This window comes from Micromonospora sp. NPDC005707 (genome assembly GCF_040631005.1).
Lineage (GTDB): Bacteria > Actinomycetota > Actinomycetes > Mycobacteriales > Micromonosporaceae > Micromonospora.
The window spans coordinates 532448-554027 of sequence record NZ_JBEXYR010000003.1 but is presented as its reverse complement, the minus strand read 5'-3'; the positions used below and the strand labels follow the sequence as shown (position 1 = coordinate 554027).

Below are 21580 nucleotides of genomic sequence, written 5' to 3'. Positions count from 1 at the left end.
CGATGAACACGAACGCCAGGTCCAGGTCGCGTTGCAGGTCACGCAGCAGGTTGATGACCTGCCGCCGCCGCGTCGGGTCAGCCGATGGCGGCGGTCAGCGCGGCCAGGTAGCCGTACCGGTAGCCGTCGGCGTCCGGGTGGTAGGCCTCGATGAGCCCGCTCACGTCGTTGATCCACGGGTCGGAGGCGCAGACGCCGTGGCCGGCGAAGAACGGCCGGGCGTCGACGAAGGTGGCACCGGCCGCCCGGGCCCGGTCGGCGATCACCGTGGCGAGCAGGTCGGCGGCGTTGTTGAGGATGGTCCGCTTGTAGGTGCTCATGGCCAGCAGGCCGCACCAGCCCGTCTCGAACAGCCGCGGGTAGCCGAGCACCACGAGCCGGGCGTTGGGCGCCCGGTTCCGGATGGCGGCGTACGTGTTGTCGAGCCGGCCGGGCAGGGTGGTGGTGGCGAAGGCCCGGCTGTCGTTGACGGCGTTCTCGCAGCTCGACGTGCTGCCGAAGCGGCAGCTGGTGATGACGTCGGCGAAGCCGGCGTCGTTGCCGCCGATGGTGACGGTGACCAGGGTGGTCGCGGTGCTCAGCGAGTTCACCTGGCTGCCGATGACGTCGGCGGTGACCGCGCCGCCGCAGGCCGGGAACTTGAAGCTGGTGACCGCGTGCGCGGCGGCCCACAGCGGGGCGTACGACTTCTGGCTGCGCAGGCAGGTGGACAGGTCGTACGGGCCGGCCCCGACGCCGGAGGAGTAGGAGTCGCCGAGGGCGACGTAGTTGACGGTGGCCGCCCGGGCGACACCGGGGACGAGCACGGCGCCGAGGACGGCCGCGAACAGGGCGGCCAGGGTGGTGCGGACGCGACGGGACATGACAGGACCTCCACGGGACAGGGGTGGTGGAGCCCGTTGACCGCGCGCGTGGCCAGGGGAGTCGGTGCTTGTTACTAGTCGGTAATGCTATCGAAACATTGCCATAAATTGAATAGCGCTCGCACGCCTTCGAGGGCAGACGCGTTCACAACCGTCGATTAGGTTGGCGGTGCGTACACCCTGATGGAGGGAGCCCACCCGTGCGACGCGCTCTCACGGCGGCCATCGCCGCCCTGACCGTCACCACCGCCGGCACCGTCGTGACCGGCGCCCCCGGCCAGGCCGCCCTACCGGGCTGGGGCCGGCCGAAGCCCGCGGCGGCCACCCCGACCCCGGGCAGCCCCGGGCTGGGCGACAGCTACTTCCCCGACTACGGCAACGGCGGCTACGACGTCGGCCACTACGACATCCGGCTGCGCTACGAACCGGCCACCGACCGGCTCAGCGGCACCACCACGATCCTGGCCACCGCCACCCAGGACCTGTCCCGGTTCAACCTCGACTTCCTCCTGGGCGTCGAGTCGGTCCGGGTCAACGGCTGGTCGGCCGGCTTCGCCCGGGAGGGCGTCCACGAGCTGGTGGTCACCGCGCCCCGGCCGATCCTCAAGGGACAGCAGCTCACCGTCGTGGTGAAATACGCCGGCATCCCGTCCGAGACGCTGGTCCAGGGCTACACGGGCTGGACCCGGGTCGCCGACGGGGCCCTCGCCGTCAACGAGCCCGAGTCGGCCTGGTGGTGGTTCCCCAGCAACGACCACCCCAAGGACAAGGCCACCTGGGACATCTCCGTCTCCGTGCCGACCGGCGTCGAGGTGGTCAGCAACGGCGTGCAGCCACGCGACCCGCTGCCCGAGGCCGGCAACCGCACCCGGTGGAGCTGGCGCAGCGTCAAGCCGGGCGCCACCTACCAGGCGTTCCTGGCCATCGGGCAGTACGACTTCGTCACCGACACCGCGCCGAACGGGCAGCCGGTGGTCAACGCGTACAGCACCACGCTGGGCGAGCGCGGGCCGGCCGCCCGGGCCAGCATCGAACGCACCGCCGAGATCGTCGACTGGGAGAGCGGCGTGTTCGGGCCGTACCCGTTCGAGGCGCAGGGCGGCGTGGCCGGCCCGGTCGACGGCATCGGCTTCGCCCTGGAGACGCAGAGCCGGCCCGTCTACGGCCCCAGCTTCTGGCGGCGCGGCGCCAACACGTCCGTGGTGGTGCACGAGAACGCCCACCAGTGGTTCGGCGACTCGGTCGCGGTCGCGGACTGGCGCAACATCTGGCTGAACGAGGGCTTCGCCTCGTACGCCGAGTGGCTCTGGTCGGAGGAGCAGGGCGAGGGCACCGCCCAGGAGCTGTTCGACTTCACCTACGCCAGCTACCCGGCCGACTCGGAGTTCTGGCAGGTCCTTCCCGGTGACCCGGGAGCCGGCGACATCTTCGCCGACGCCGTCTACGACCGCGGCGCCATGGCCCTGCACCAGCTCCGCCTGGCCGTCGGCGACCAGGCGTTCTTCCGCATCCTGCCGGCCTGGACCGCCGCCCACCGCTACGGCAACGGCACGATCGCCCAGTTCCAGGCGCTCGCCGAGCGGATCTCCGGCCGGGACCTCGACGCCGTCTTCACCACCTGGCTGTTCACCGCCGGGCGCCCCGCGCCGGCCGCCGCCGCACGCGGCGCGCTCGCCGCACCGGCGCAGCCGAAGTCGTGGGCAAAGATCCGGGAGGCCCACCGGCTGCTGAAGCACTGAGCGACGCCGGCGGGGGCCCGCTCCGTTCCCGGGAGCGGCCCCCGCCGGTCAGGCCGGCACGGGCGTGGCCCTGGCCGGTGCCGCCGCCTCGATCGCCCGGATGTGCCGGTAGGTGAACCAGAGCGGCGGGAACGCGCCGACCGCGAAGGAGAGGTCGACAAGCGTCCAGAACCAGGGGATGTCCCGCACCGGCCCACAGATCAGCGCGAGCGGCACGATCCCGGCGCAGGCGATCATGCCGAGCTGCACCACCCAGACGTTGCGCACCGGGTCGCGCAGCGGTCCCCAGAACGCCACCGCGAGCACCAGGTGCGCGAAGGCGAGCCAGTCGGTGCCGTAGAGCATGAACGGGTAGCGCTCGCCGGTCTCGACCAGGCCGGTGTGGACCCGCTCGATCCAGCCCACCAGCGCCGGGAACTGGCCGGCGAGCGGGTCCAGCGCCCGGAGCAGCCAGCGCACCTCCAGCTCCAGCGGGAACGCGGTCACCCCGCTGAGGAACAGACCCACCACCACGACCCAGAGCCACCGGCGGATTCGCCGCAGGCGTACCTCGACGTCCATACCGGCAGCGTAGTGACGATCTTCGCGCCGCCGGGTCCCGCGCGGCCCGGTGGCGGCATGACCTCGCTCACCGGGCCGGGCGACGCCGGGTCAGGCGGCGGGGCAGCCGTCGCGGTGCGCGTACGGCGACCGCAGGGCGATCCAGCGGGAGCGGCGCCGGCCCCGGTGGGGCGCGCAGGCCGCGCAGTCCTGGGCCGCGCGGGCGGCCCGGCTCGACCGGAGCGGGCCGGCGCCCGGACGCGCGCCGGCCGTGGCGCCGGGAAGCGCGACCGGGGAGGCCCCGGCCAGCACCGTCGGCCGCGGCGCCGCCACGGCGGGGAGGGCGGCGAGCCCCGCACCGGCCGGGCGGACGACCCGGGCGGTAGCGGCGGTGGCGGCGGCGAGCCCCGCGCCGGCCGGGCGGACCACGCGGGCGGCGGTGGCGGCGACCCGGCGGGCCGGGCGGGCGGCGGGCGCGGCCAGCACCCGGGTGAGCCGGTGCGCCAGCCGGCGCTCGCGGAGCCGGTCCAGGGCCACCCCGGCCGCCGCGGTGGCGACGGCGGTGATCATGCCGGCCAGCACCAGGGTCTGCCGGGGGCCGGCGTGCTCGCTGAGCCAGCCGAGCAGCGGCGCGCCCACGGCGGCGGAGACCGAGCCGGTGACGGCCAGGGCGGCCAGCACCCGGCCGCGCATGGCGTAGTCGGTGTCGAGCTGGGCCCGGGCGCCGACCGTGGTGTCGATGACCACCGCGGCGGCGGCCACCGGCAGGATCACGGCGGCGAAGCTCAGCGTGCCCGGGGCCAGCCCGGCGACGATCTGCAGCCCGCTGGCGAGCAGGCCGGCCCCGACCAGCACCGCGTAGCCGAGCTCGGCGCGGCGCGCCGCGAACAGGGCGCCGAGCACCGTGCCGACGGCGAAGACGGTGGACAGCAGGCCATAGCCGGACGCGCCGCCGTGCAGCGGCCCGTCGCTCATCGCGGCCATGGTGACCTGGTAGTTGCGGCCCAGGCTGCCGAGCACGAAGGACAGCGCCAGGGCCACCAGCACCACCGGCTGGCGGAGCAGGTAGCGGAACCCCGCCCGGATGCCACCGTCGGCGGGGGCCGCGTCGGCCGCCGCCGGCTGACCGGCGTGCCGCTCCCCCTCGCGTACGGCGAACAGCGCCACGACGACCGCGACGAAGCTGACCGAGTTCGCGGCGAAGAGCAGCGCCGGGCCGACGGCGGCGACCACGACGGCGCCGAGGCTCATGCCGAGGATCCGGCCGGCGGAGTTGGTGAGCGAGCCGAGCGCCAGGGCGTTGCCGAGGCTCTCCCGGTCCACGAGGGTGGAGGCCCAGCGGCCCATCACCGGCCCCTCGATGGCCGACACCGCGCCGGTGGCCAGCGAGATCGCGAAGATCGCCGGGAGGCCGCCGACGCCGGTGACGGCCACCACGGCCAGCCCGGCGGCGAGCAGCGCGTGCGCGCCCTGGGCGCCGATCAGCAGCGGCTTGGCGGGCAGCCGGTCGGCCAGCGCGCCGCCCCAGACGCTCAGCACCAGGGTGGGCAGCGCCTGGAGCAGGACGGTGAACCCCATCGAGGTGGCCGACCCGGTCTTCGCCAGCACGTACCAGTTGACGCCGAGGACCTGCATCCAGGTCCCGATGACCGACACGAATCCGGCGGCAGCCCAGATCCGGTAGTTGCGGTGGCGCAGCGCGGCGAACGTGGCGCCGAGGGCCATGAGTATTTCCCCGTCCAGACGGTGACACGACGAAGCCGGACCCCCGCGGGTCCGGCCAGCGAACAAGTCTGGCCGCGCTCAAACCTCCCGACGACAGTTGGTGAGACGGTTCACCAGGGAGATCGGGCGGCCGGGCACGAACCGGAGCCGGACGCCACGACACCCCGGTCCGGCCGGGACCGGGGTGCCGGTGACGCGCCGGGTCAGCGGGCGGCGAGCGGCTGCCGGGCCGGGTCGACCGGCGCGGGCAGCGTGCCGGGCCCGCCCAGGTAGGCGTGGATGGCCGCGGCGGCGGCCCGGCCCTCGGCGATGGCCCAGACGATCAGCGAGGCGCCCCGGTGCATGTCCCCGGCGACGAACACGCCGTCGGCGTCGGTCTGCCAGTCGGGGCGGGCGTCGACCGCGCCCCGGCCGTTGCGGGCCACCCCGAGCTGGCCGAGCAGCGGCTGCTCCTCGGTGCCCTCGAAACCGATGGCGAGCAGCACCAGGTCGGCCGGGATCTCCCGCTCCGAGCCGGGCAGCGCCGTGACGATCCGCCGGCCGTCCACCTTCTCGACGGTCACCTCGGCGACCCGGACCGCGCGGACCTGGCCGGTGCCGTCGTCGACGAACTCCTGCACCGCCACGGCGAAGACCCGCTCGCCGCCCTCCTCGTGCGCCGGGTAGCTGCGCAGCACCCACGGCCAGGTGGGCCACGGGTCGCGCGCGGCGTCCCGGTCGGCCGGCGGCTCCGGGTAGAGGTCGAGCTGGTGCACGCCGGCCGCGCCCTGCCGGTGGGCCACGCCCAGGCAGTCGGCCGCCGTGTCGCCACCACCGATGATCACCACGTGCCTGCCGGCCGCGTCGATCGGCGTACCGTCCGGGAGCGTGGCCAGGGCGGGCCGTCCGTCACCCGCCGCGGCCACCACCCGGTTCGCGGCCACCAGGTGCGTCATGGCCTGGTGTACGCCGCGCAGCGCCCGCCCCGGCGTCTCCGGGGTGTCCCGGCCCTGGAGCGCCCCGCAGGCGAGCAGCACGGCGTCGTGCTCGGCGCGTAACTGCTCGGCGGTGACGTCGACGCCGACGTCCACCCCGGTGCGGAAGCGCACCCCCTCGGCGGCGAGCTGGGCCAGCCGCCGGTCGACGTGCCGCTTCTCCAGCTTGAAGTCGGGGATGCCGTAGCGGAGCAGGCCGCCGAGCGCGTCGTCCCGCTCGTACACGGTGACGGCGTGACCGGCGCGGGCGAGCTGCTGCGCGGCGGCGAGCCCGGCGGGACCGGATCCGACCACGGCGACCGACTTCCCGGTCGGGGCCGGCACGGGCTGCGGGCGCAGCCCGCCGCGGGCCACCGCGGCGTCGGCGATCTCCACCTCGACCTGCTTGATGGTGACCGGCTGCTGGCCGCCCAGGCCGAGCACGCAGGCCGCCTCGCAGGGCGCCGGGCAGAGCCGGCCGGTGAACTCGGGGAAGTTGTTGGTGGCGTGCAGCGACTCCACCGCGGCGTCCCAGCCACCGGTGCGGACCAGGTCGTTCCAGTCGGGGATGCGGTTGCCGAGCGGGCAGCCGTCGTGGCAGAACGGGATGCCGCAGTCCATGCACCGGGTGGCCTGCTCGCGGATCAACTCCTCGCCGGCCGGCGGGTAGACCTCGCGCCAGTCCATGATCCGCACCGGGACCGGGCGGCGGGCGGGCAGCCGCCGGTCGTAGCGCAGGAAACCGTTTGGGTCAGGCACGAGCCACCTCCTGGGCGACCGCCCGGGGCGCGGGCGGCAGGGACGCGGCGGAGGCCGCCGGCGGCGCCCCTGCGGCGGCTGTCGCCGCCAGTGCGCTCATCACCGCGTCGTCGACGTCGTGGCCGGCGGCTTCGGCGGCCCGCATGATCTCCAGCACCCGGCGGTAGTCCCGGGGCACCACGGCGGTGAACTCCTCCACCGCCTCCGGCCAGCGCTTCAGCAGCTCCTCGGCGACCGCCGAGTCGGTCTCGGCGAAGTGCCGCTGGACCAGATCGTGCAGCCGCTCCCGCTCGTCCTCGCCCAGCGGCGACAGGTCGACCAGCTCGGCGTTGACCAGGCGCCGGTCGAGCCGGTGCACGAAGGCCGTGCCGCCGGACATGCCGGCGGCGAAGTTGCGCCCGGTCGGCCCGAGCACCACCACCGTGCCGCCGGTCATGTACTCGCAGCCGTGGTCGCCGACGCCCTCGACGACGGCCACCGCGCCGGAGTTGCGCACCGCGAACCGCTCGCCGACCCGGCCGCGCAGGAAGACTTCGCCGCCGGTGGCGCCGTAGAGGATCGTGTTGCCGGCGATGATCTGGTCCTCGGCGCGCCCGCCGGGGTCGGCGTCCGCGCCGGCGAACGGCGCGGCGGCGTCCGGGCGGACGACGAGCCGCCCGCCGGAGAGGCCCTTGCCGACGTAGTCGTTGGCGTCGCCGTGCAGCCGCAGGGTGACCCCGCGCGGCAGGAACGCGCCGAACGACTGGCCGGCGGTGCCGCGCAGCAGGAACTCGACGGTGTCGTCGGGCAGCCCGGCGCCACCGAAGCGGCGCGTCACCTCGCCGCCGAGCATCGCGCCCACGCTGCGGTGCTCGTTGCGCACGGCCACCTCGACCCGGACCGGGGTGCCGTCGCGCAGCGCCGGCTCGGCCAGGGCGATGAGCTGGTTGTCCAGCGCCAGCTCCAGGCCGTGGTCCTGGGCCCGGATCCCGCGCCGGGCCGCGCCCTCGGGCAGCTCGGGCAGGTGCAGCACCCGGCTGAGGTCGAGCCCGTGGCCCTTCCAGTGGTCGATCGCGCCGGTGACGTCGAGCAGCTCGGTGTGCCCGATCGCCTCGGCGACGCTGCGGAAGCCCAGCTCGGCCAGGTAGCCGCGGACCTCCTCGGCGAGGAAGAGGAAGAAGTTCTCCACGAACTCGGGCCGGCCGGTGAAGCGCTCGCGCAGCACCGGGTTCTGGGTGGCGATGCCGACCGGGCAGGTGTCCAGGTGGCAGACCCGCATCATCACGCAGCCCTCGACGATCAGCGGGGCGGTGGCGAAGCCGAACTCCTCGGCGCCCAGCAGCGCCGCGACCAGCACGTCCCGGCCGGTCTTGAGCTGGCCGTCGACCTGCACGGTGACCCGGTCGCGGAGCTTGTTGAGCAGCAGCGTCTGCTGCGCCTCGGCCAGGCCCAGCTCCCAGGGGGTGCCGGCGTGCTTGAGCGAGTTGAGCGGGGAGGCGCCGGTGCCGCCGTCGTGCCCGGAGATCAGGATGACGTCGGCCTTGAGCTTGGCCACGCCGGCCGCCACGGTGCCCACCCCGACCTCGCTGACCAGCTTCACGTGCACCCGGGCGGCCGGGTTGACGCACTTCAGGTCGTGGACGAGCTGGGCCAGGTCCTCGATGGAGTAGATGTCGTGGTGCGGCGGCGGCGAGATCAGGCCGACGCCCGGGGTGGCGTGCCGGGTGCGCGCGATCCACGGCCAGACCTTGTTGCCGGGCAATTGGCCGCCCTCGCCGGGCTTCGCGCCCTGGGCCATCTTGATCTGGAGGTCGTCGGCGTTGACGAGGTATTCGCTGGTGACGCCGAACCGGCCGCTGGCGATCTGCTTGACCGCCGAGCGGCGCCGCGGGTCGTGCAGCCGCTCGACATCCTCGCCGCCCTCGCCGGTGTTCGACTTGCCGCCGAGACGGTTCATGGCGATGGCCAGGGTCTCGTGCGCCTCCGCCGAGATCGACCCGTACGACATGGCGCCGGTGGCGAACCGCTTGACGATCTCGCCGGCCGGCTCCACCTCCTCCAGCGGCACCGGCGGGCGCGCCCCCGTACGCAGGGTGAACAGCCCGCGCAGTGAGCCCGCCTGGGCCGCCAGCTCGTCCACCTTGGCGGTGTACTGCCGGAAGACGTCGTACTGGCGGCTGCGGGTGGCGTGCTGGAGCAGGAAGACGGTCTCCGGGTTGAACAGGTGCAGCTCACCCTCGCGGCGCCACTGGTACTCGCCGCCGACGTCCAGCCGGTCGCTCGCCCGGGCGCCCGCGGGCGGCCAGGCCAGCGCGTGCCGGGCGGCGACCTCGGCGTGGATCTCGGCGAGCCCGATGCCGCTGATCGTGCTCGGGGTGCCCCGGAAGTAGCGCTGGACCAGCCGGGTGTCCAGGCCGACCGCCTCGAAGACCTGCGCCCCGCAGTACGACGAGACCGTCGAGATGCCCATCTTCGACATGATCTTCAGGACGCCCTTGCCGAGCGCCTTGACGTAGTTGCGGATGGCCGTGCCCGGTTCCGTGCCGACCAGCGCGCCCGTGGAGATCATGTCCTCGACCGACTCGAAGGCCAGGTACGGGTTGACCGCCGCCGCGCCGTAGCCGATCAGCACGGCCGCGTGGTGCACCTCCCGGCAGTCGCCCGACTCGACGATCAGCGCCACCTGGGTACGGGTCTGCTCCCGCACGAGGTGCTGGTGCACCGCGGCGGTGAGCAGCAGCGACGGGATCGGGGCCAGGTCGGCGTTGGAGTCCCGGTCGGAGAGCACCAGGATGCGTACGCCGTCCTCGATGGCCTCGGAGACGTGCCGGCAGATCTCGGTGAGCCGGGCCTTGATGCCGGCGCCGCCGTCGCGGATCCGGTACAGCCCGGAGACCCGGACCGCCTTGAAGCCGGGCAGGTCGCCGTCCTCGTCGATGGAGAGGATCTTGGCCAGCTCGTCGTTGTCGATCACCGGGTACGGCAGCACGATCTGCCGGCAGCTCGCCGGGCCCGGGTCGAGCAGGTTGCCCTCCGGGCCGATGGTGGACGCCAGGCTGGTCACCAGCTCCTCCCGGATGGCGTCCAGCGGCGGGTTGGTGACCTGGGCGAAGAGCTGGTGGAAGTAGTCGTAGAGCAGCCGCGGCCGGGTGGACAGCGGCGCGATCGGGGTGTCCGTGCCCATCGAGCCGATCGGCTCCGCGCCGTTGCGGGCCATCGGGGCGAGCAGGATCTTGAGCTCCTCCTCGGTGTAGCCGAAGGTCTGCTGCCGGCGGCGTACCGAGTCGTGGGTGTAGACGATGTGCTCGCGCGGGGGCAGCTCGTCCAGCTCGATGATGCCGGCGTGCAGCCACTCCCCGTACGGGCGGGCGGCGGCCAGCTCGGTCTTGATCTCGTCGTCCTGCACGATCCGGCCGTTGACCGTGTCGACCAGGAACATCCGGCCGGGCTGGAGCCGGCCCTTGGCGACCACGGTGGCCGGGTCGAGGTCGAGCACGCCCGCCTCGCTGCCCAGCACCACCAGGCCGTCGGCGGTCCGCCACCAGCGGCCCGGGCGCAGCCCGTTGCGGTCCAGCACCGCGCCGACGATCTCGCCGTCGGTGAAGGCCACCGAGGCCGGGCCGTCCCACGGCTCCATGAGGCTGGCGTGGAACCGGTAGAAGGCGCGCTTGTCGGCGCGCATCTCCGGGTCGTTCTCCCAGGCCTCGGGGATCATCATGAGCACCGCGTGCGGCAGGCTGCGCCCGGCCAGGTGCAGCAGTTCGAGGACCTCGTCGAAGTTGGCCGAGTCGGAGGCCGCCGGGGTGCAGACCGGGAAGATCCGGCGGATGTTGCCGGGCAGGTCCGGGCTGCGCAGCAGCGCCTCGCGCGCCTGCATCCAGTTCCGGTTGCCACGGATCGTGTTGATCTCGCCGTTGTGCGCGATGAACCGGTACGGGTGGGCCAGCGGCCAGGACGGGAACGTGTTGGTGGAGAACCGCGAGTGCACCAGCGCGATCGCGCTGATGACCCGCTCGTCGGTCAGCTCCGGGTAGAACGCCGGGAGCTGGTCCGGGGTGAGCATCCCCTTCCACACCATGGTCCGCCCGGACAGCGACGGGAAGTAGGCCGGCACGCCCCGCTCGGCGGTCTCCCGCTCGACCTGCTTGCGAAGGCAGAACGCCACCCGGTCCAGGTCGAGGCCGGTCAGCGGGGAGCCGGCCGGGCCGGCGGGCGCGTCGGTGAGCCGGTGCGCGGCCAGGAAGAGCTGCCGGACCCGGGGCATCGCCGCGAGGGCGGTCTCGCCGAGGCCGGACGGGTCGGTGGGCACGTCCCGCCAGCCCAGGATGTCGGCGCCCTCGACCAGCGCGTACTTCTCCACCACCTGGCGGGCCCGGGCCTCGGCCGCGTCGTCGTCGGGCAGGAAGACCAGGCCGGTGGCGTACTGGCCGGCGGGCGGCAACGGGAAGTCGACGACCGCACGCAGGAACGCGTCCGGCACCTGGATCATGATGCCCGCGCCGTCACCGGTGTTGTGCTCCGCGCCCCGGGCGCCCCGGTGGTCCAGCCGGCAGAGCGCCCCGAGACCGTTCGCGACGACCCCGTGCGAGCGGCGGCCGTGCAGGTCGGCCACGAAGGCCACACCGCAGGCGTCGTGCTCGTGCGCGGGGTCGTAGAGCCCCGTGGTCCGCGGGGCCGGCTGGGGGCTGAGAGGGTACGGAAAGGCCACCGGGCCTCCTGTCGTCACTCAGGTTGGAACATGGTGGGGACGACGTCGGCCCTCGGGGGTTTTATTGAGTCTACGTTAGGGCGTCCGGCGCAAGGCCAGTTCAGATTGATCACACTTCCAGCATCTGGGACATGTAGTCTCGCGCGGTGGATGTCGTACGCACTGACGTGCTCGACCGGTTGGAGCGTTTCTACGACGCCGTGCCCCGGGACGGGGCCCGGACGGAGGAACACGGCGCCCTCGTGCTGTTCGTCCGGGACGGCGCCGGTTGGCCGTTCTACGCCCGCCCCCGGCCGGACGCCACCGCGCCGCCCGCGCTCGCCGACGTGACCGCCGTCCGGGCCCGGCAGCGGGAACTGGGCCTGCCGGAGGCGTTCGAGTGGGTGCACGAGGTCACGCCGGACCTGCTGGCGGTGGCCCGCTCGGCCGGGCTCAGCGTGCTGGAGGCGCCGCTCATGGTGCTGGATCCCGACCGCCTGCCCGACCCGGCGACGCTCAGCGACGTACCGGTGCGGGTGCTCGACCCGGCCGAGCCGGGCTTCGCGGCGGACGTGGCGCTGCGCCGGGCCGTCGCCGCGGTGGGCTTCTCGCACGGCGGCACCGCGCGCGGCGAGGCCGGCCCGGCCGAGCGGGACGCCGCGGTCTCCCGGCTGGACGTGGCCGCCCTCGACGAGGAGGCGGTCCGCATCGTCGACGGCCGGCGCATCTCGGTGCTCGCCGCAACCCCGGACGACGGGCCGCTGGCCAGCGGGATGGCCATGCGGGTCGGCGACGTGGCGGAGATCGCCGGCGTGGCCACCCTGCCGGCGGCCCGCCGGCGCGGCCTGGGCGCGGCCGTGACCGCCACCCTGGCCCACCGGCTGCGCGCCGCCGGCACCGACCTGGTGTTCCTCTCCGCCGGCAGCGAGGAGATCGCCCGGGTCTACCTGCGGGTCGGCTTCCGCCGCGTCGGCACGGCCTGCATCGCCGAGCCGACCGCCGTGATCGGCTGACCCTGGTCAGGCCGGCGGGTGCCAGGAGGCGGCGGCGGTCGCCGCCGTGTTGCGCAGCCGCGGGCTGATCGTGCCCAGTGCGGCGTCGCGGGCGCGCAGCGCCAGCCGGCCCCGGGTCTGCAGCACCGCCGACATCCGGCGGGTCTGCCGCACCATGGTGGCCGCGCGGGGTCGCCGCAGCCGGTCGTAGCCGGCCACCGCGTCGGGGAGCCGGGACTCGCGCAGCAGCGCCGACAGGGTGGCCGCGTCCTCGAAGGCGAGGCAGGCGCCCTGCCCGAGGTGCGGCGGCATGGCGTGCGCCGCGTCGCCGAGCAGCACCACGCCGCCCGGCCCGGCCGGGAACCCGTACGCCCGGGGCAGCGGGCGCAGCTCCCGGATCTCCTGCTGCACCAGGTCCGCCGGGTCGGTCGCGTCGAGCAGCGTGGCGATCGGCGCTGGCCAGCCCGCGTACCAGCGCTTGAGCAGGGCGAGCTGGGTCTCCGGCGGCTCGGGGCGGGGCGCCCCGGCGGCGGTGGCCACCCAGTAGATGCCGCCCCGGCGGGACGCGCCCGCGGTGCCCCGGTCGCCGAGCGAGGCGGCCACGAAGCGGTAGCCCGCGCCCAGCGTCTCGCCGTGCACCGGCTGGTCGTCGGGAAGTTGCGGGGCCCGGTACCAGGGGATGACGGCCCGCCACGCGGCGCAGCCGGAGCTCACGACTGCCGTCTCCGGTGCGAGCTGCCGGCGGATCTCGCTGTCGGTGCCGTCGGCCGCGACCACCAGGTCCGCCTCGACGGTGTGCCGGCCGTCGCCGACCGCGGGACGCTCGCCGGGCGCCGCCCGCACCGTCCGCACGCTCACCCCGGTGCGCAGCTCCACCTGGTCGCCGAGGCCGGCGATCAGCGCGTCGTGCAGGTCCTCCCGGTGCACCACCACCGGCATCCGCTCGGCCGGTGTGGGGCGGGGCTGCACCAGCCAGTGCCCGTCGGGGCGGCGCACGCCGCCGTCGGGCAGCGGGGTGGCGATCGCGTCCAGCCCGGCGCCGAGGCCGAGGGCGCGCAGCGCGCGTACCCCGTTGGGCCAGAGCACCACGGCGGTCGTCTCCGGACGGACCCGGTCGGCCCGTTCGAGAAGGGTGACCCGCCAGCCGGACCGGGCCAGCGCTCCGGCCGTCGCCAGCCCGCCGAGGCCGGCGCCGACCACCACCGCGCTCCGCATGACTCCCCCGCTCAGCTGTCCCGGTCGGCGGGGCGGGCGCCGCCGGCGCCCGCCCGGTCCTCGTCGGCCCGCTCCTCGTCCGGGTCGGGCCGCGCGCCCGCCGGCTCGCGCTCCGCGTCGCCCGCGACCCCGTCGCGGTCGGCCTCGTCGGTGGCCGCCGGCTCCTCGGCGGGGACCTCGCCGGTCTCCCGGTACGTGCGGAACTGCTCCTCGGTCACCACCCGGTAGCCCTCCGGCGCGACCGGCCGCGCCCCGGCCTCCCGCGCGGAGAGGTCGACCTGGGAGATGTCGCCGCCCGCGGGCGGGACCGGGGCGGCCGGCCCGGCGACCGGGATCAGGTACTGGCGCGGCCCGCGCACCCGCACGAAATACACCAGCGCGCCGAGGAAGACCAGCGCCGCGGTCCACACGTTGAGCCGCAGGCCGAGGATGTGGTTGGCCTCGTCGGTGCGCATCAGCTCGATCCAGAACCGGCCCGCCGTGTAGCCCATCACGTAGAGGGCGAAGGCCCGGCCCCGGCCCAGCCGCAGCTTCCGGTCGAGGATCACGACCAGCGCGGCGACGCCGATGTTCCAGAGCGCCTCGTAGAGGAAGGTCGGGTGGTAGAGCCCCGGCTGAAGGACCGGGTTGCCGGCGTCGTCGCGCAGCGCGTGCCCCGGGTTGTCCGGGTCCATCACGTGGACCTCGAGACCCCACGGCAGGCTGGTGCGCCCGCCGTAGAGCTCGTTGTTGAACCAGTTGCCGAAGCGGCCGATCGCCTGGGCCAGCGGCAGCCCCGGCGCCAGCGCGTCGGCCACCACGGCGAACGGGATGCCCAGCTGCCGGGCGGCGAACCAGGCGCCGACCGCGCCACCGGCGACCGCGCCCCAGATGCCGAGGCCGCCCTCCCAGATGGCGAACGCCTTGAGCGGCTGGCCGTCGGCGCCGAAGTATTTCTCGGGCGAGGTGATCACGTGGTAGATCCGGGCGCCGATGATGCCCGCGGGCACCGCCCAGACGGCGATGTCGAGCACGGCGCCCGGGGCGACGCCGCGGCGACGCAGCCGGTACTCGGTGACCACGCAGGCCACCACGATGCCGACGATGATGCAGAGCGCGTACGCCCGGATCGGAACCGGTCCGAGCTGCCAGACGGCGGTGCCGGGGCTGGGCAGGGCCGCCAGTGGGGTCATCGGGGCGAGGGTCACGGGTGCACACGGTACCGGTGCGGACCGTACTCGCGGCACCCCGGTCCGGCCGGGTTCGCGGGTCGAATGACTTCTGGTTTGCGCGGCCGTAGGCTCTTTGTCCATGAGCGCGCTCACCTGGGCGGTCGCCGCGGTCGTCACCGACCCCTCCGGCCGGGTGCTGCTCTGCCGGCAGTCCGGGGGCGGCCGGCGGTGGGCGCTGCCCGGCGGGCGGCTGCGCCGCGACGAGAGCCCGCCCGCCGCCGCGCGCCGGGAGATCCGCGCCGAGACCGGCTGGGAGGTCGAGCTGGTCGACCTGGTCGGCCTCTACCGGCTCGGCGACCCCGCCGCTCCCCCGCCTGCCGCGGGCCACTGCGGCGCCCTGCCCGACGTGCTGGTGCACGTGTTCCGGGCCCGGACGCTCGCCGCCACGCCGGCCGGCGCCCCGGCGGGCGGCTGCCACCTGGACTGGCACCCGCCGGACGCGCTGCCCGGGGCGCTCACCCCGACCACCCGCGCGGCCGTCGCCGACGCCCTGGCCGGCCGCTCCGGCGTCCTGCGGGAGACGACGCCGGGCGACGCCGGTCCGGCCAATGAGGCGGCGGCCCCACCCGAGCAGCGGTCCGGGGGCGAGTTGGGCACCACCCGGCGCTGACCGGCCCGAGGCGGTGGCTCGGAGCCCGGACGGACGGCCGTCAGCGGGCCGGGTTGCGGACGCCCTCGGCGAGTTCGGCGCTCAGGGTGCGCAGGGCGGCCAGGCCGGCCGCCTGGTCGGGGGCGTCGAGCACGCAGCGGACCAGCGCGCTGCCCACGATCACCGCGTCGGCGTACCCGGCCACCGTGGCGGCCTGGGCGCCGGTGCCCACGCCCAGCCCGACGCCGACCGGCAGGTCGGTGACCTCACGCAGCCGGGAGACCAGGACCGGGGCCGCCTCGGAGGTCTGCGACCGGGCCCCGGTGACGCCCATGATGGCGGTGGCGTAGACGAAGCCGCGGCAGTGCTCGGCGGTCATCCTCAGCCGGGCGTCGGTGGAGGACGGGGAGACCAGGAACGTCCGGTCCACGCCGTGGGCCTCGGAGGCGGCCAGCCACTCGCCGGCCTCCTCGGGGATCAGGTCCGGCGTGATCAGGCCGGTGCCCCCGGCCGCGGCCAGGTCGCGGGCGAACGCGTCGACGCCGTACTGCTCGATCGGGTTCCAGTAGGTCATCGTGACCACCGGCGCGCCGGTCGCGGCCACCGCGTCGACGATGCGCAGCGTGTCGGCGGTGCGTACGCCGCCGGCCAGGGCGATGTCGCTGGCCTTCTGGATGACCGGGCCGTCCATCACCGGGTCGGAGTAGGGGATCTCCACCTCGATGACGTCGACGCCGGCCTCGACCATGGCGGTCATCGCGGCGATGCTGCCCTCGACGGTCGGGAAGCCGGCCGGCATGCAGCCCACCAGCACCGCCCGCCCGTCGGCCCGCGCCTTGTCGAAGGCGACCCCGATCCGGCTCACGCTCTCACTCCTTGTCGAGGATGCCGAAGTATGCGCCGGCGGTGTGCACGTCCTTGTCGCCCCGGCCGGAGAGGTTGACCACGATGACCGGCTCCCGGCCCAGCTCGGCGGCGAGCTGCGGGGCGATCTTCCGGGCGCCGGCGAGCGCGTGCGAGCTCTCGATCGCCGGGATGATGCCCTCGGTGCGGCAGAGCAGCTCGAAGGCGGCCATCGCCTCGTCGTCGTCGACGGGCAGGTAGGTGGCCCGGCCGCTGTCGTGCAGCCAGGCGTGCTCCGGCCCGACGCCCGGGTAGTCCAGGCCGGCCGAGATCGAGTGCGACTCGATCGTCTGGCCGTCGGAGTTCTGCAGCACGTACGTCCGGGTGCCGTGCAGCACGCCCGCCGAGCCGCCGGTGATGCTGGCCGCGTGCCGGCCGGTCGCCACGCCCTCGCCGCCGGCCTCGAAGCCGTAGAGGCGCACGCCGGTGTCGGGCACGAAGGCGTGGAAGATGCCGAGCGCGTTGGAGCCGCCGCCCACGCAGGCCGCGACGGCGTCCGGCAGCGCGCCGGTGAGGTCGAGGCACTGCTGGCGGGCCTCGACGCCGATGCCGCGGACGAAGTCGCGGACCATCTCGGGGAACGGGTGCGGGCCCGCGGCGGTGCCGATCAGGTAGTGCGTGCTGTCGACGTTGGCGACCCAGTCCCGCATCGCCTCGTTCATCGCGTCCTTGAGCGTGCGCGAGCCGGTGGTGACCGGGACGACGGTGGCGCCGAGCATCCGCATCCGGGCCACGTTGAGCGCCTGCCGCTCGGTGTCCACCTCGCCCATGTAGACCACGCACTCGAGGTCGAACAGGGCGGCGGCGGTGGCGGTGGCCACGCCGTGCTGGCCGGCGCCGGTCTCCGCGATCACCCGCTGCTTGCCCATCCGCTTCGTGAGCAGCGCCTGGCCGAGCACGTTGCGGACCTTGTGCGCGCCGGTGTGGTTGAGGTCCTCCCGCTTGAGCAGGACCCGGGCGCCGATCTGCGCGGAGAGCCGCCGGGCCTCGTACAGCAGCGAGGGGGTGCCGGCGTAGTCGCGCAGCAGGGCGTCGAACTCGGCGAGGAAGCTCTCGTCGGTCATCGCCTTCCGGTACGCCGCGTCCAGCTCGTCGAGGGCGGCGACCAGGGCCTCGGGGACGAAGCGGCCACCGAACCGGCCGAAGTGGCCGGCGGCGTCGGGGAGCTGGCCGGCCGGGGCCGCGGCGTCAGTGCTCATCGCGGGAGTCCTCTCGCTGCGTCTCTGGGCCCGGCGCGGGGTCAGCGCACCGGGCGGGGCGTGGCCGGGTGGTTGCCGGCGTTGACCAGCTCGGCGACCGCCTCGCGAGGGCTCTTCTGGGTGACCAGGCCCTCGCCGACCAGGACCGCGTCGGCGCCCGCCGAGGCGTACCGGATGAGGTCGTGCGGGCCGCGCACGCCGGACTCGGCGATCTTGACGACGCTGCTCGGCAGGCCGGGCGCGATCCGCTCGAACACCGAGCGGTCGACCTCAAGGGTACGCAGGTCACGGGCGTTGACGCCGATCACCTGCGCGCCGGCCTCCATGGCGCGGTCGGCCTCCTCCTCGTTGTGCACCTCGACGAGCGCGCACATGCCCAGCGACTCGATCCGCTCCAGCAGCCCGACCAGGACGTTCTGCTCCAGTGCGGCGACGATCAGCAGCACCAGGTCGGCGCCGTGCGCGCGGGCCTCGTGCACCTGGTAGCTGGAGACCACGAAGTCCTTGCGCAGCACCGGCACGTTGACCGCGGCACGGACCGCGGCCAGGTCGTCCAGCGACCCGCCGAACCAGCGGCCCTCGGTGAGCACGCTGATCGCCCGGGCGCCACCCGCGGCGTAGTCGCCGGCCAGGTCGGCCGGGTCGGCGATCTCGGCCAGCCGCCCCTTGGACGGCGACGAGCGCTTCACCTCGGCGATCACGGCCACGCCGGGCCGGCGCAGCGCCGCGTACGCGTCCAGCGGCGGCGGCGCGGCGGCGGCCAGTTCGCGGATCCGCTCCAGCGGAACCTGCTCCTGTCGCCGGGCCACGTCCTCACGCACGCCGGCCAGGATCTCGTCGAGCACGCTTGCGGACGCCGCCGATCCGGCCTCGTCCCCCTCCGCGTGCGCATGCTCAGCAGTCACCAACGGACTCCCCTCTCCGGGTGTCATGGGCCGATGCTAGGGGGCGCCACCTGGAAGCAAGTGCCCGGGGGTATGGCGCTCCTCACGAAATGGGCTGTGGCATGATGACCGACTTCCGGTGAACACGGTGTCACGCAGCGCCACCGCGCCCATCGACCGGCGTCACCCGGGCGCGTCCCGCGCCTCCGGCCGAGACATCGATCGCCGCCCATGACCTATCTCACCATGGCGGCCCGCCGTGCGCAGCGGAGCGACGGCCGTCAATGCTGTGAGCAAGCTCAAGGCCGAACGGCCCTGCCCAGGTCGGGCCGGTTGCCGCACAGTTGACCTGCGTTTCACGGCGGCGAAACGTGAGCCCGGCAGCATCTTCCTCGGGCAGACTCGATGAGGCGGCTGCCGACCGTCGCCAACGATCTCGTGCGGGGTGACCATGAGCGCCAACGGGCCGAACCAGAGCCTCGATTTCACCACCATCTCCCGGAGCGTCGCGTCGCTCGCCGTCGGCGTGGTGCACACCCTGGAACGCGCCATGGCCGGCGACGGCCGGATGCGCACCGCCCGGGGCAACGCCTGGGAGGCCGTCTGCGCCGACCGGGCGCGCGCCGCGCAGCGCCGGGAACTGGACCGCCTGGTGGCCGAACTCGCCGCCGCCCGCGCCGCGGCCCGCGAGCGCCGGGACGCCCGCGACACCCAGCCGGTGAGCTGACCCGGCGGACGGCGACCGGACGGTCAGCGCACCGTCGGGTCCTCGCCCCGGTCGAGCGCGTCCCAGGCGTCCCGGGTGCCGCGCTCGACCGCCGGCCGGTCCTCGCCGGCGCGCTCCGCCGGACCCCCCGCGCGCCGCTCGTAGCGGGCGCCCATCGCGGGCCAGCTTCCGCCGCGCAGCGCCGTGAGCAGCCCGCCGGCGACCAGGACCAGCCCGCCCGCCAGCACCAGCGCCGGCCACTGCCGGCTCACCCCGGACTCGGTCAGCCCGTAGCCGCCACCGGCCGCCACGCCCAGCCCGAGCAGGGCCAGCAGGCCGCCCAGCAGCCGCCGGACCCGACCCCGGGTGGCCAGCACCGCGCCGCCGCCGGCCAGCCCGACCAGGGCCAGCGCCGACACCCAGGGCAGCAGCTCCGCCCCGGTGCGGGCGTGCCGGCCGGGCGGCAGTGAGCCGCGCGGGGTCAACTCGACCGACCAGGTCCGGGTCACCGCCCAGAACGCCAGGCCCGCGCCGGCCAGGCAGAGCAGCACGGCGTACGTCAGCTCGCGCCGGCCCCGCGCGGCGGGCGCGCCCGTCGACGCGCTCATCGCGCGGGCCGCAGGGTCTCGGCGGCGGCGATCGCGGCGAGCACGGCCGCGGCCTTGTTCCGGGTCTCCTGGTCCTCGGCGGCGGGATCGGAATCGGCCACCACGCCCGCACCGGCCTGCACGTAGGCCCGGCCCGCGCGGATCAGCGCGGTGCGGATGGCGATGGCCATGTCCAGGTCGCCGCCGAAGCCGAAGTAGCCGACGGTGCCGCCGTAGACGCCGCGCCGGACCGGTTCCAGCTCCTCGATGATCTCCATGGCCCGGACCTTGGGCGCGCCGGAGAGGGTGCCCGCGGGGAAGGTCGCGGCGAGCGCGTCGAAGGCCGTGCGGTCCTCGCGCAGCTCGCCGACGACCGTGGAGACGATGTGCATGACGTGGCTGTACCGCTCGATGGTGGCGAACTCCGGCACCTCGACCGTGCCCGGCCGGCAGACCCGGCCCAGGTCGTTGCGGCCCAGGTCGACCAGCATGACGTGCTCGGCGCGCTCCTTCGGGTCGGCGAGCAGCTCGGCGGCGAGCCGGGCGTCCGCCTCGGGTGAGCCGCCCCGCGGCCGGGTGCCGGCGATCGGGTGCAGCAGCGCCCGCCGCCCCTCGTCCGCGCCGGTGCTCACCTTCAGGTGCGCCTCGGGCGAGGAGCCGACGATGTCGAAGCCGTCGAAGCGCAGCAGGTACATGTACGGGCTGGGGTTGGTGGTGCGCAGCACCCGGTAGACGTCGAGCGGGTCGGCGTGGGTGGGGCGCTCGAAGCGCTGGCTGAGCACGATCTGGAAGCACTCGCCGGCCCGGATCGCCTCCTTGGCCGCCTCCACCGCCTTCGGGTAGCCGCCCTCCGGCGTGCGGCTGACCACCTCGCCGACGCCGGGCCGGGCGACCGTCGAGATCATGGGCGGAATCGGTCGGGACAGCGCGGTGGTCATGGCGTCCAGCCGCCCCACCGCGTGGTGGTACGCGGCCGCCACCTGCGACTCCCGGTCGGGTGCGTCGAGCGGCGGCAGCACCGCGTTGGCGACCAGGATCGCCGAGCCGTCGTAGTGGTCGAGCACCACGAGGTCGGTGGCGAGCATCATGCCCAGCTCGGGCACGTCGAGTTCGTCCTCGGTCAGCTCGGGCAGCCGTTCGAAGCGGCGGACCAGGTCGTACCCGAGGTAGCCGACCATGCCGCCGGTGAGCGGCGGCATGCCGCTGGACGGGTCCCAGGCCGGGCCGGCCAGCGCGGCGACGGTCTCCCGGAGCGCGGCCACCGGGTCGCCGGTGGTCGGCACCCCGGCGGGCGGCTCGCCGGCCCAGACCGCCGCGCCGTCCCGCTCGGTCAGCGTGGCGCTGCTGCGGACCCCGATGAAGGAGTAGCGCGACCAGGCCATCCCGGCGGAGCCGACGCCCTGCTCGGCGGATTCCAGCAGGAACGTGCCGGGGCCGCCGGCGAGCTTGCGGTAGACGCCGACCGGGGTCTCCGCGTCGGCCAGCAGCCGCCGGGTGACGGGCACGACCCGCCAGCGGGCCGCCAGGCCTGCGAAGGCCGCCTGGTCCGGGCTGACCGTGCCGTCGGTCATGAGGTCGCCTCCGGCGAGCCGACCGGCAGCTCCGTGAAGAAGCAGGTGCGGTGCCCGGTGTGGCAGGCCGCGCCGACCTGCTCGACGCTGACCAGCAGCGCGTCGCCGTCGCAGTCCAGGGCGACCGAGCGGACGTACTGGTGGTGGCCGGAGGTGGCGCCCTTGACCCAGTACTCCTGGCGGCTGCGCGACCAGTAGGTGGCCCGGCCGGTGGTCAGGGTGCGGTGCAGCGCCTCGTCGTCCATCCAGGCGACCATCAGCACCTCGCCCGAGTCGTGGGCGCGGACCACCGCGGCCACCAGGCCGTCGGGGGTACGGCGCAGCCGGGCCGCGATGGCCGGGTCGAGCCGGGAGGGGCGGACCGGGCCGGGGGCCGCGGGGGCGCCGGAGCTGGCGGGTGCGCCGGTCACCGGCGCGTCAGAGGCGGGCACGGTTGACCATTCTCCCGCACGGGGCACCGGCACCGCCGACGTGTCCC

Annotated in this window: 17 protein-coding genes; 4 read left to right on the top strand and 13 right to left on the bottom strand. The window is 75.1% G+C overall.

Translation table 11 applies throughout. The features are described from left to right. Positions 1-77: 77 nt before the first annotated feature. A complete protein-coding gene (locus tag ABZ452_RS07760) occupies positions 78-863 on the bottom strand; it encodes an SGNH/GDSL hydrolase family protein (protein WP_357940017.1) in 786 nt (261 codons plus the stop codon). A gap of 200 nt (positions 864-1063) precedes the next feature. On the opposite strand from ABZ452_RS07760, the gene ABZ452_RS07755 reads away from it, so the two are divergent. Beyond that, the gene (locus tag ABZ452_RS07755) at positions 1064-2602 is read left to right on the top strand and encodes a M1 family metallopeptidase (protein WP_357940015.1); all 1539 of its coding nucleotides are present in this window, start codon (positions 1064-1066) and stop codon (positions 2600-2602) included. Positions 2603-2650: 48 nt separating this feature from the next. On the opposite strand, the gene ABZ452_RS07750 is transcribed toward ABZ452_RS07755, so the two are convergent. The 4 genes from ABZ452_RS07750 to gltB form a co-directional block, all read right to left on the bottom strand. Beyond that, positions 2651-3163: a hypothetical protein gene (locus ABZ452_RS07750; protein ID WP_357940013.1), complete on the bottom strand. Its 513-nt coding sequence runs from the start codon at positions 3161-3163 to the stop codon at positions 2651-2653. Between the two features lie 90 nt (positions 3164-3253). Next, complete coding sequence (locus tag ABZ452_RS07745; protein ID WP_357940010.1) at positions 3254-4867, bottom strand: MFS transporter; 1614 nt, start codon at positions 4865-4867, stop codon at positions 3254-3256. A gap of 203 nt (positions 4868-5070) precedes the next feature. Then, on the bottom strand, positions 5071-6579 hold the full coding sequence (locus tag ABZ452_RS07740) for a glutamate synthase subunit beta (RefSeq protein ID WP_357940008.1): 1509 nt from the start codon (positions 6577-6579) through the stop codon (positions 5071-5073). Continuing rightward, positions 6572-11266, bottom strand: a complete 4695-nt coding sequence (gene gltB / locus ABZ452_RS07735; protein WP_357940006.1) for a glutamate synthase large subunit — start codon at positions 11264-11266, stop codon at positions 6572-6574. Before gltB ends, ABZ452_RS07740 begins: the two co-directional genes overlap by 8 nt. 146 nt (positions 11267-11412) lie before the next feature. Between gltB and ABZ452_RS07730 the strand changes: the two genes are divergently transcribed. Further along, on the top strand, positions 11413-12258 hold the full coding sequence (locus ABZ452_RS07730) for a GNAT family N-acetyltransferase (RefSeq protein WP_357940004.1): 846 nt from the start codon (positions 11413-11415) through the stop codon (positions 12256-12258). 6 nt (positions 12259-12264) lie between these two features. Here the strand turns inward: ABZ452_RS07730 and ABZ452_RS07725 are convergent, their stop codons facing one another. Beyond that, entirely contained in the window at positions 12265-13452 is a 1188-nt protein-coding gene (locus ABZ452_RS07725) for an NAD(P)/FAD-dependent oxidoreductase (RefSeq protein WP_357940002.1), read from the bottom strand. A gap of 11 nt (positions 13453-13463) precedes the next feature. Further along, positions 13464-14639 carry a prolipoprotein diacylglyceryl transferase gene (gene lgt, locus ABZ452_RS07720; protein ID WP_357940000.1) on the bottom strand — a complete coding sequence of 392 codons (1176 nt, stop codon included), beginning with the start codon at positions 14637-14639 and terminating at the stop codon, positions 13464-13466. Between the two features lie 103 nt (positions 14640-14742). Here lgt and ABZ452_RS07715 point away from each other — a divergent pair, with 103 nt between their 5' ends. Further along, entirely contained in the window at positions 14743-15273 is a 531-nt protein-coding gene (locus ABZ452_RS07715; RefSeq protein WP_357939998.1) for an NUDIX hydrolase, read from the top strand. A 40-nt stretch (positions 15274-15313) separates the two neighbouring features. On the opposite strand, the gene trpA is transcribed toward ABZ452_RS07715, so the two are convergent. Genes trpA through trpC form a run of 3 tightly spaced genes read right to left on the bottom strand, consistent with a single transcriptional unit; the run spans position 15314 to position 18199 of the window. Next, positions 15314-16117, bottom strand: coding sequence for a tryptophan synthase subunit alpha (trpA, locus tag ABZ452_RS07710; RefSeq protein WP_357939996.1), 804 nt, complete (start codon positions 16115-16117; stop codon positions 15314-15316). A 4-nt stretch (positions 16118-16121) separates the two neighbouring features. Further along, positions 16122-17354, bottom strand: coding sequence for a tryptophan synthase subunit beta (trpB, locus tag ABZ452_RS07705; RefSeq protein ID WP_357939994.1), 1233 nt, complete (start codon positions 17352-17354; stop codon positions 16122-16124). 41 nt (positions 17355-17395) lie between these two features. Further along, on the bottom strand, positions 17396-18199 hold the full coding sequence (gene trpC / locus ABZ452_RS07700) for an indole-3-glycerol phosphate synthase TrpC (protein WP_192579804.1): 804 nt from the start codon (positions 18197-18199) through the stop codon (positions 17396-17398). Between the two features lie 490 nt (positions 18200-18689). On the opposite strand from trpC, the gene ABZ452_RS07695 reads away from it, so the two are divergent. After that, on the top strand, positions 18690-18965 hold the full coding sequence (locus ABZ452_RS07695) for a hypothetical protein (protein ID WP_357939992.1): 276 nt from the start codon (positions 18690-18692) through the stop codon (positions 18963-18965). A gap of 23 nt (positions 18966-18988) precedes the next feature. On the opposite strand, the gene ABZ452_RS07690 is transcribed toward ABZ452_RS07695, so the two are convergent. The 3 genes from ABZ452_RS07690 to hisI are packed head-to-tail and all read right to left on the bottom strand — an operon-like array spanning position 18989 to position 21533. Beyond that, entirely contained in the window at positions 18989-19552 is a 564-nt protein-coding gene (locus ABZ452_RS07690) for a Trp biosynthesis-associated membrane protein (RefSeq protein WP_357939990.1), read from the bottom strand. Next, positions 19549-21102, bottom strand: a complete 1554-nt coding sequence (locus ABZ452_RS07685) for an anthranilate synthase component I (protein WP_357939988.1) — start codon at positions 21100-21102, stop codon at positions 19549-19551. The genes ABZ452_RS07690 and ABZ452_RS07685 overlap by 4 nt, the downstream gene beginning before the upstream one ends. Next, positions 21099-21533 carry a phosphoribosyl-AMP cyclohydrolase gene (gene hisI, locus ABZ452_RS07680; protein WP_357940085.1) on the bottom strand — a complete coding sequence of 145 codons (435 nt, stop codon included), beginning with the start codon at positions 21531-21533 and terminating at the stop codon, positions 21099-21101. Before hisI ends, ABZ452_RS07685 begins: the two co-directional genes overlap by 4 nt. Positions 21534-21580 lie beyond the last annotated feature (47 nt).

Bases quoted from the DNA above. Each gene is read 5' to 3' on its own strand.
- ABZ452_RS07760 (WP_357940017.1), bottom strand. From the start codon at position 863: ATGTCCCGTCGCGTCCGCACCACCCTGGCCGCCCTGTTCGCGGCCGTC.
- ABZ452_RS07695 (WP_357939992.1), top strand. From the start codon at position 18,690: ATGAGCGCCAACGGGCCGAACCAGAGCCTCGATTTCACCACCATCTCC.
- ABZ452_RS07745 (WP_357940010.1), bottom strand. From the start codon at position 4,867: ATGGCCCTCGGCGCCACGTTCGCCGCGCTGCGCCACCGCAACTACCGG.
- ABZ452_RS07690 (WP_357939990.1), bottom strand. From the start codon at position 19,552: ATGAGCGCGTCGACGGGCGCGCCCGCCGCGCGGGGCCGGCGCGAGCTG.
- trpB (WP_357939994.1), bottom strand. From the start codon at position 17,354: ATGAGCACTGACGCCGCGGCCCCGGCCGGCCAGCTCCCCGACGCCGCC.
- ABZ452_RS07750 (WP_357940013.1), bottom strand. From the start codon at position 3,163: ATGGACGTCGAGGTACGCCTGCGGCGAATCCGCCGGTGGCTCTGGGTC.
- ABZ452_RS07725 (WP_357940002.1), bottom strand. From the start codon at position 13,452: ATGCGGAGCGCGGTGGTGGTCGGCGCCGGCCTCGGCGGGCTGGCGACG.
- ABZ452_RS07685 (WP_357939988.1), bottom strand. From the start codon at position 21,102: ATGACCGACGGCACGGTCAGCCCGGACCAGGCGGCCTTCGCAGGCCTG.
- ABZ452_RS07715 (WP_357939998.1), top strand. From the start codon at position 14,743: ATGAGCGCGCTCACCTGGGCGGTCGCCGCGGTCGTCACCGACCCCTCC.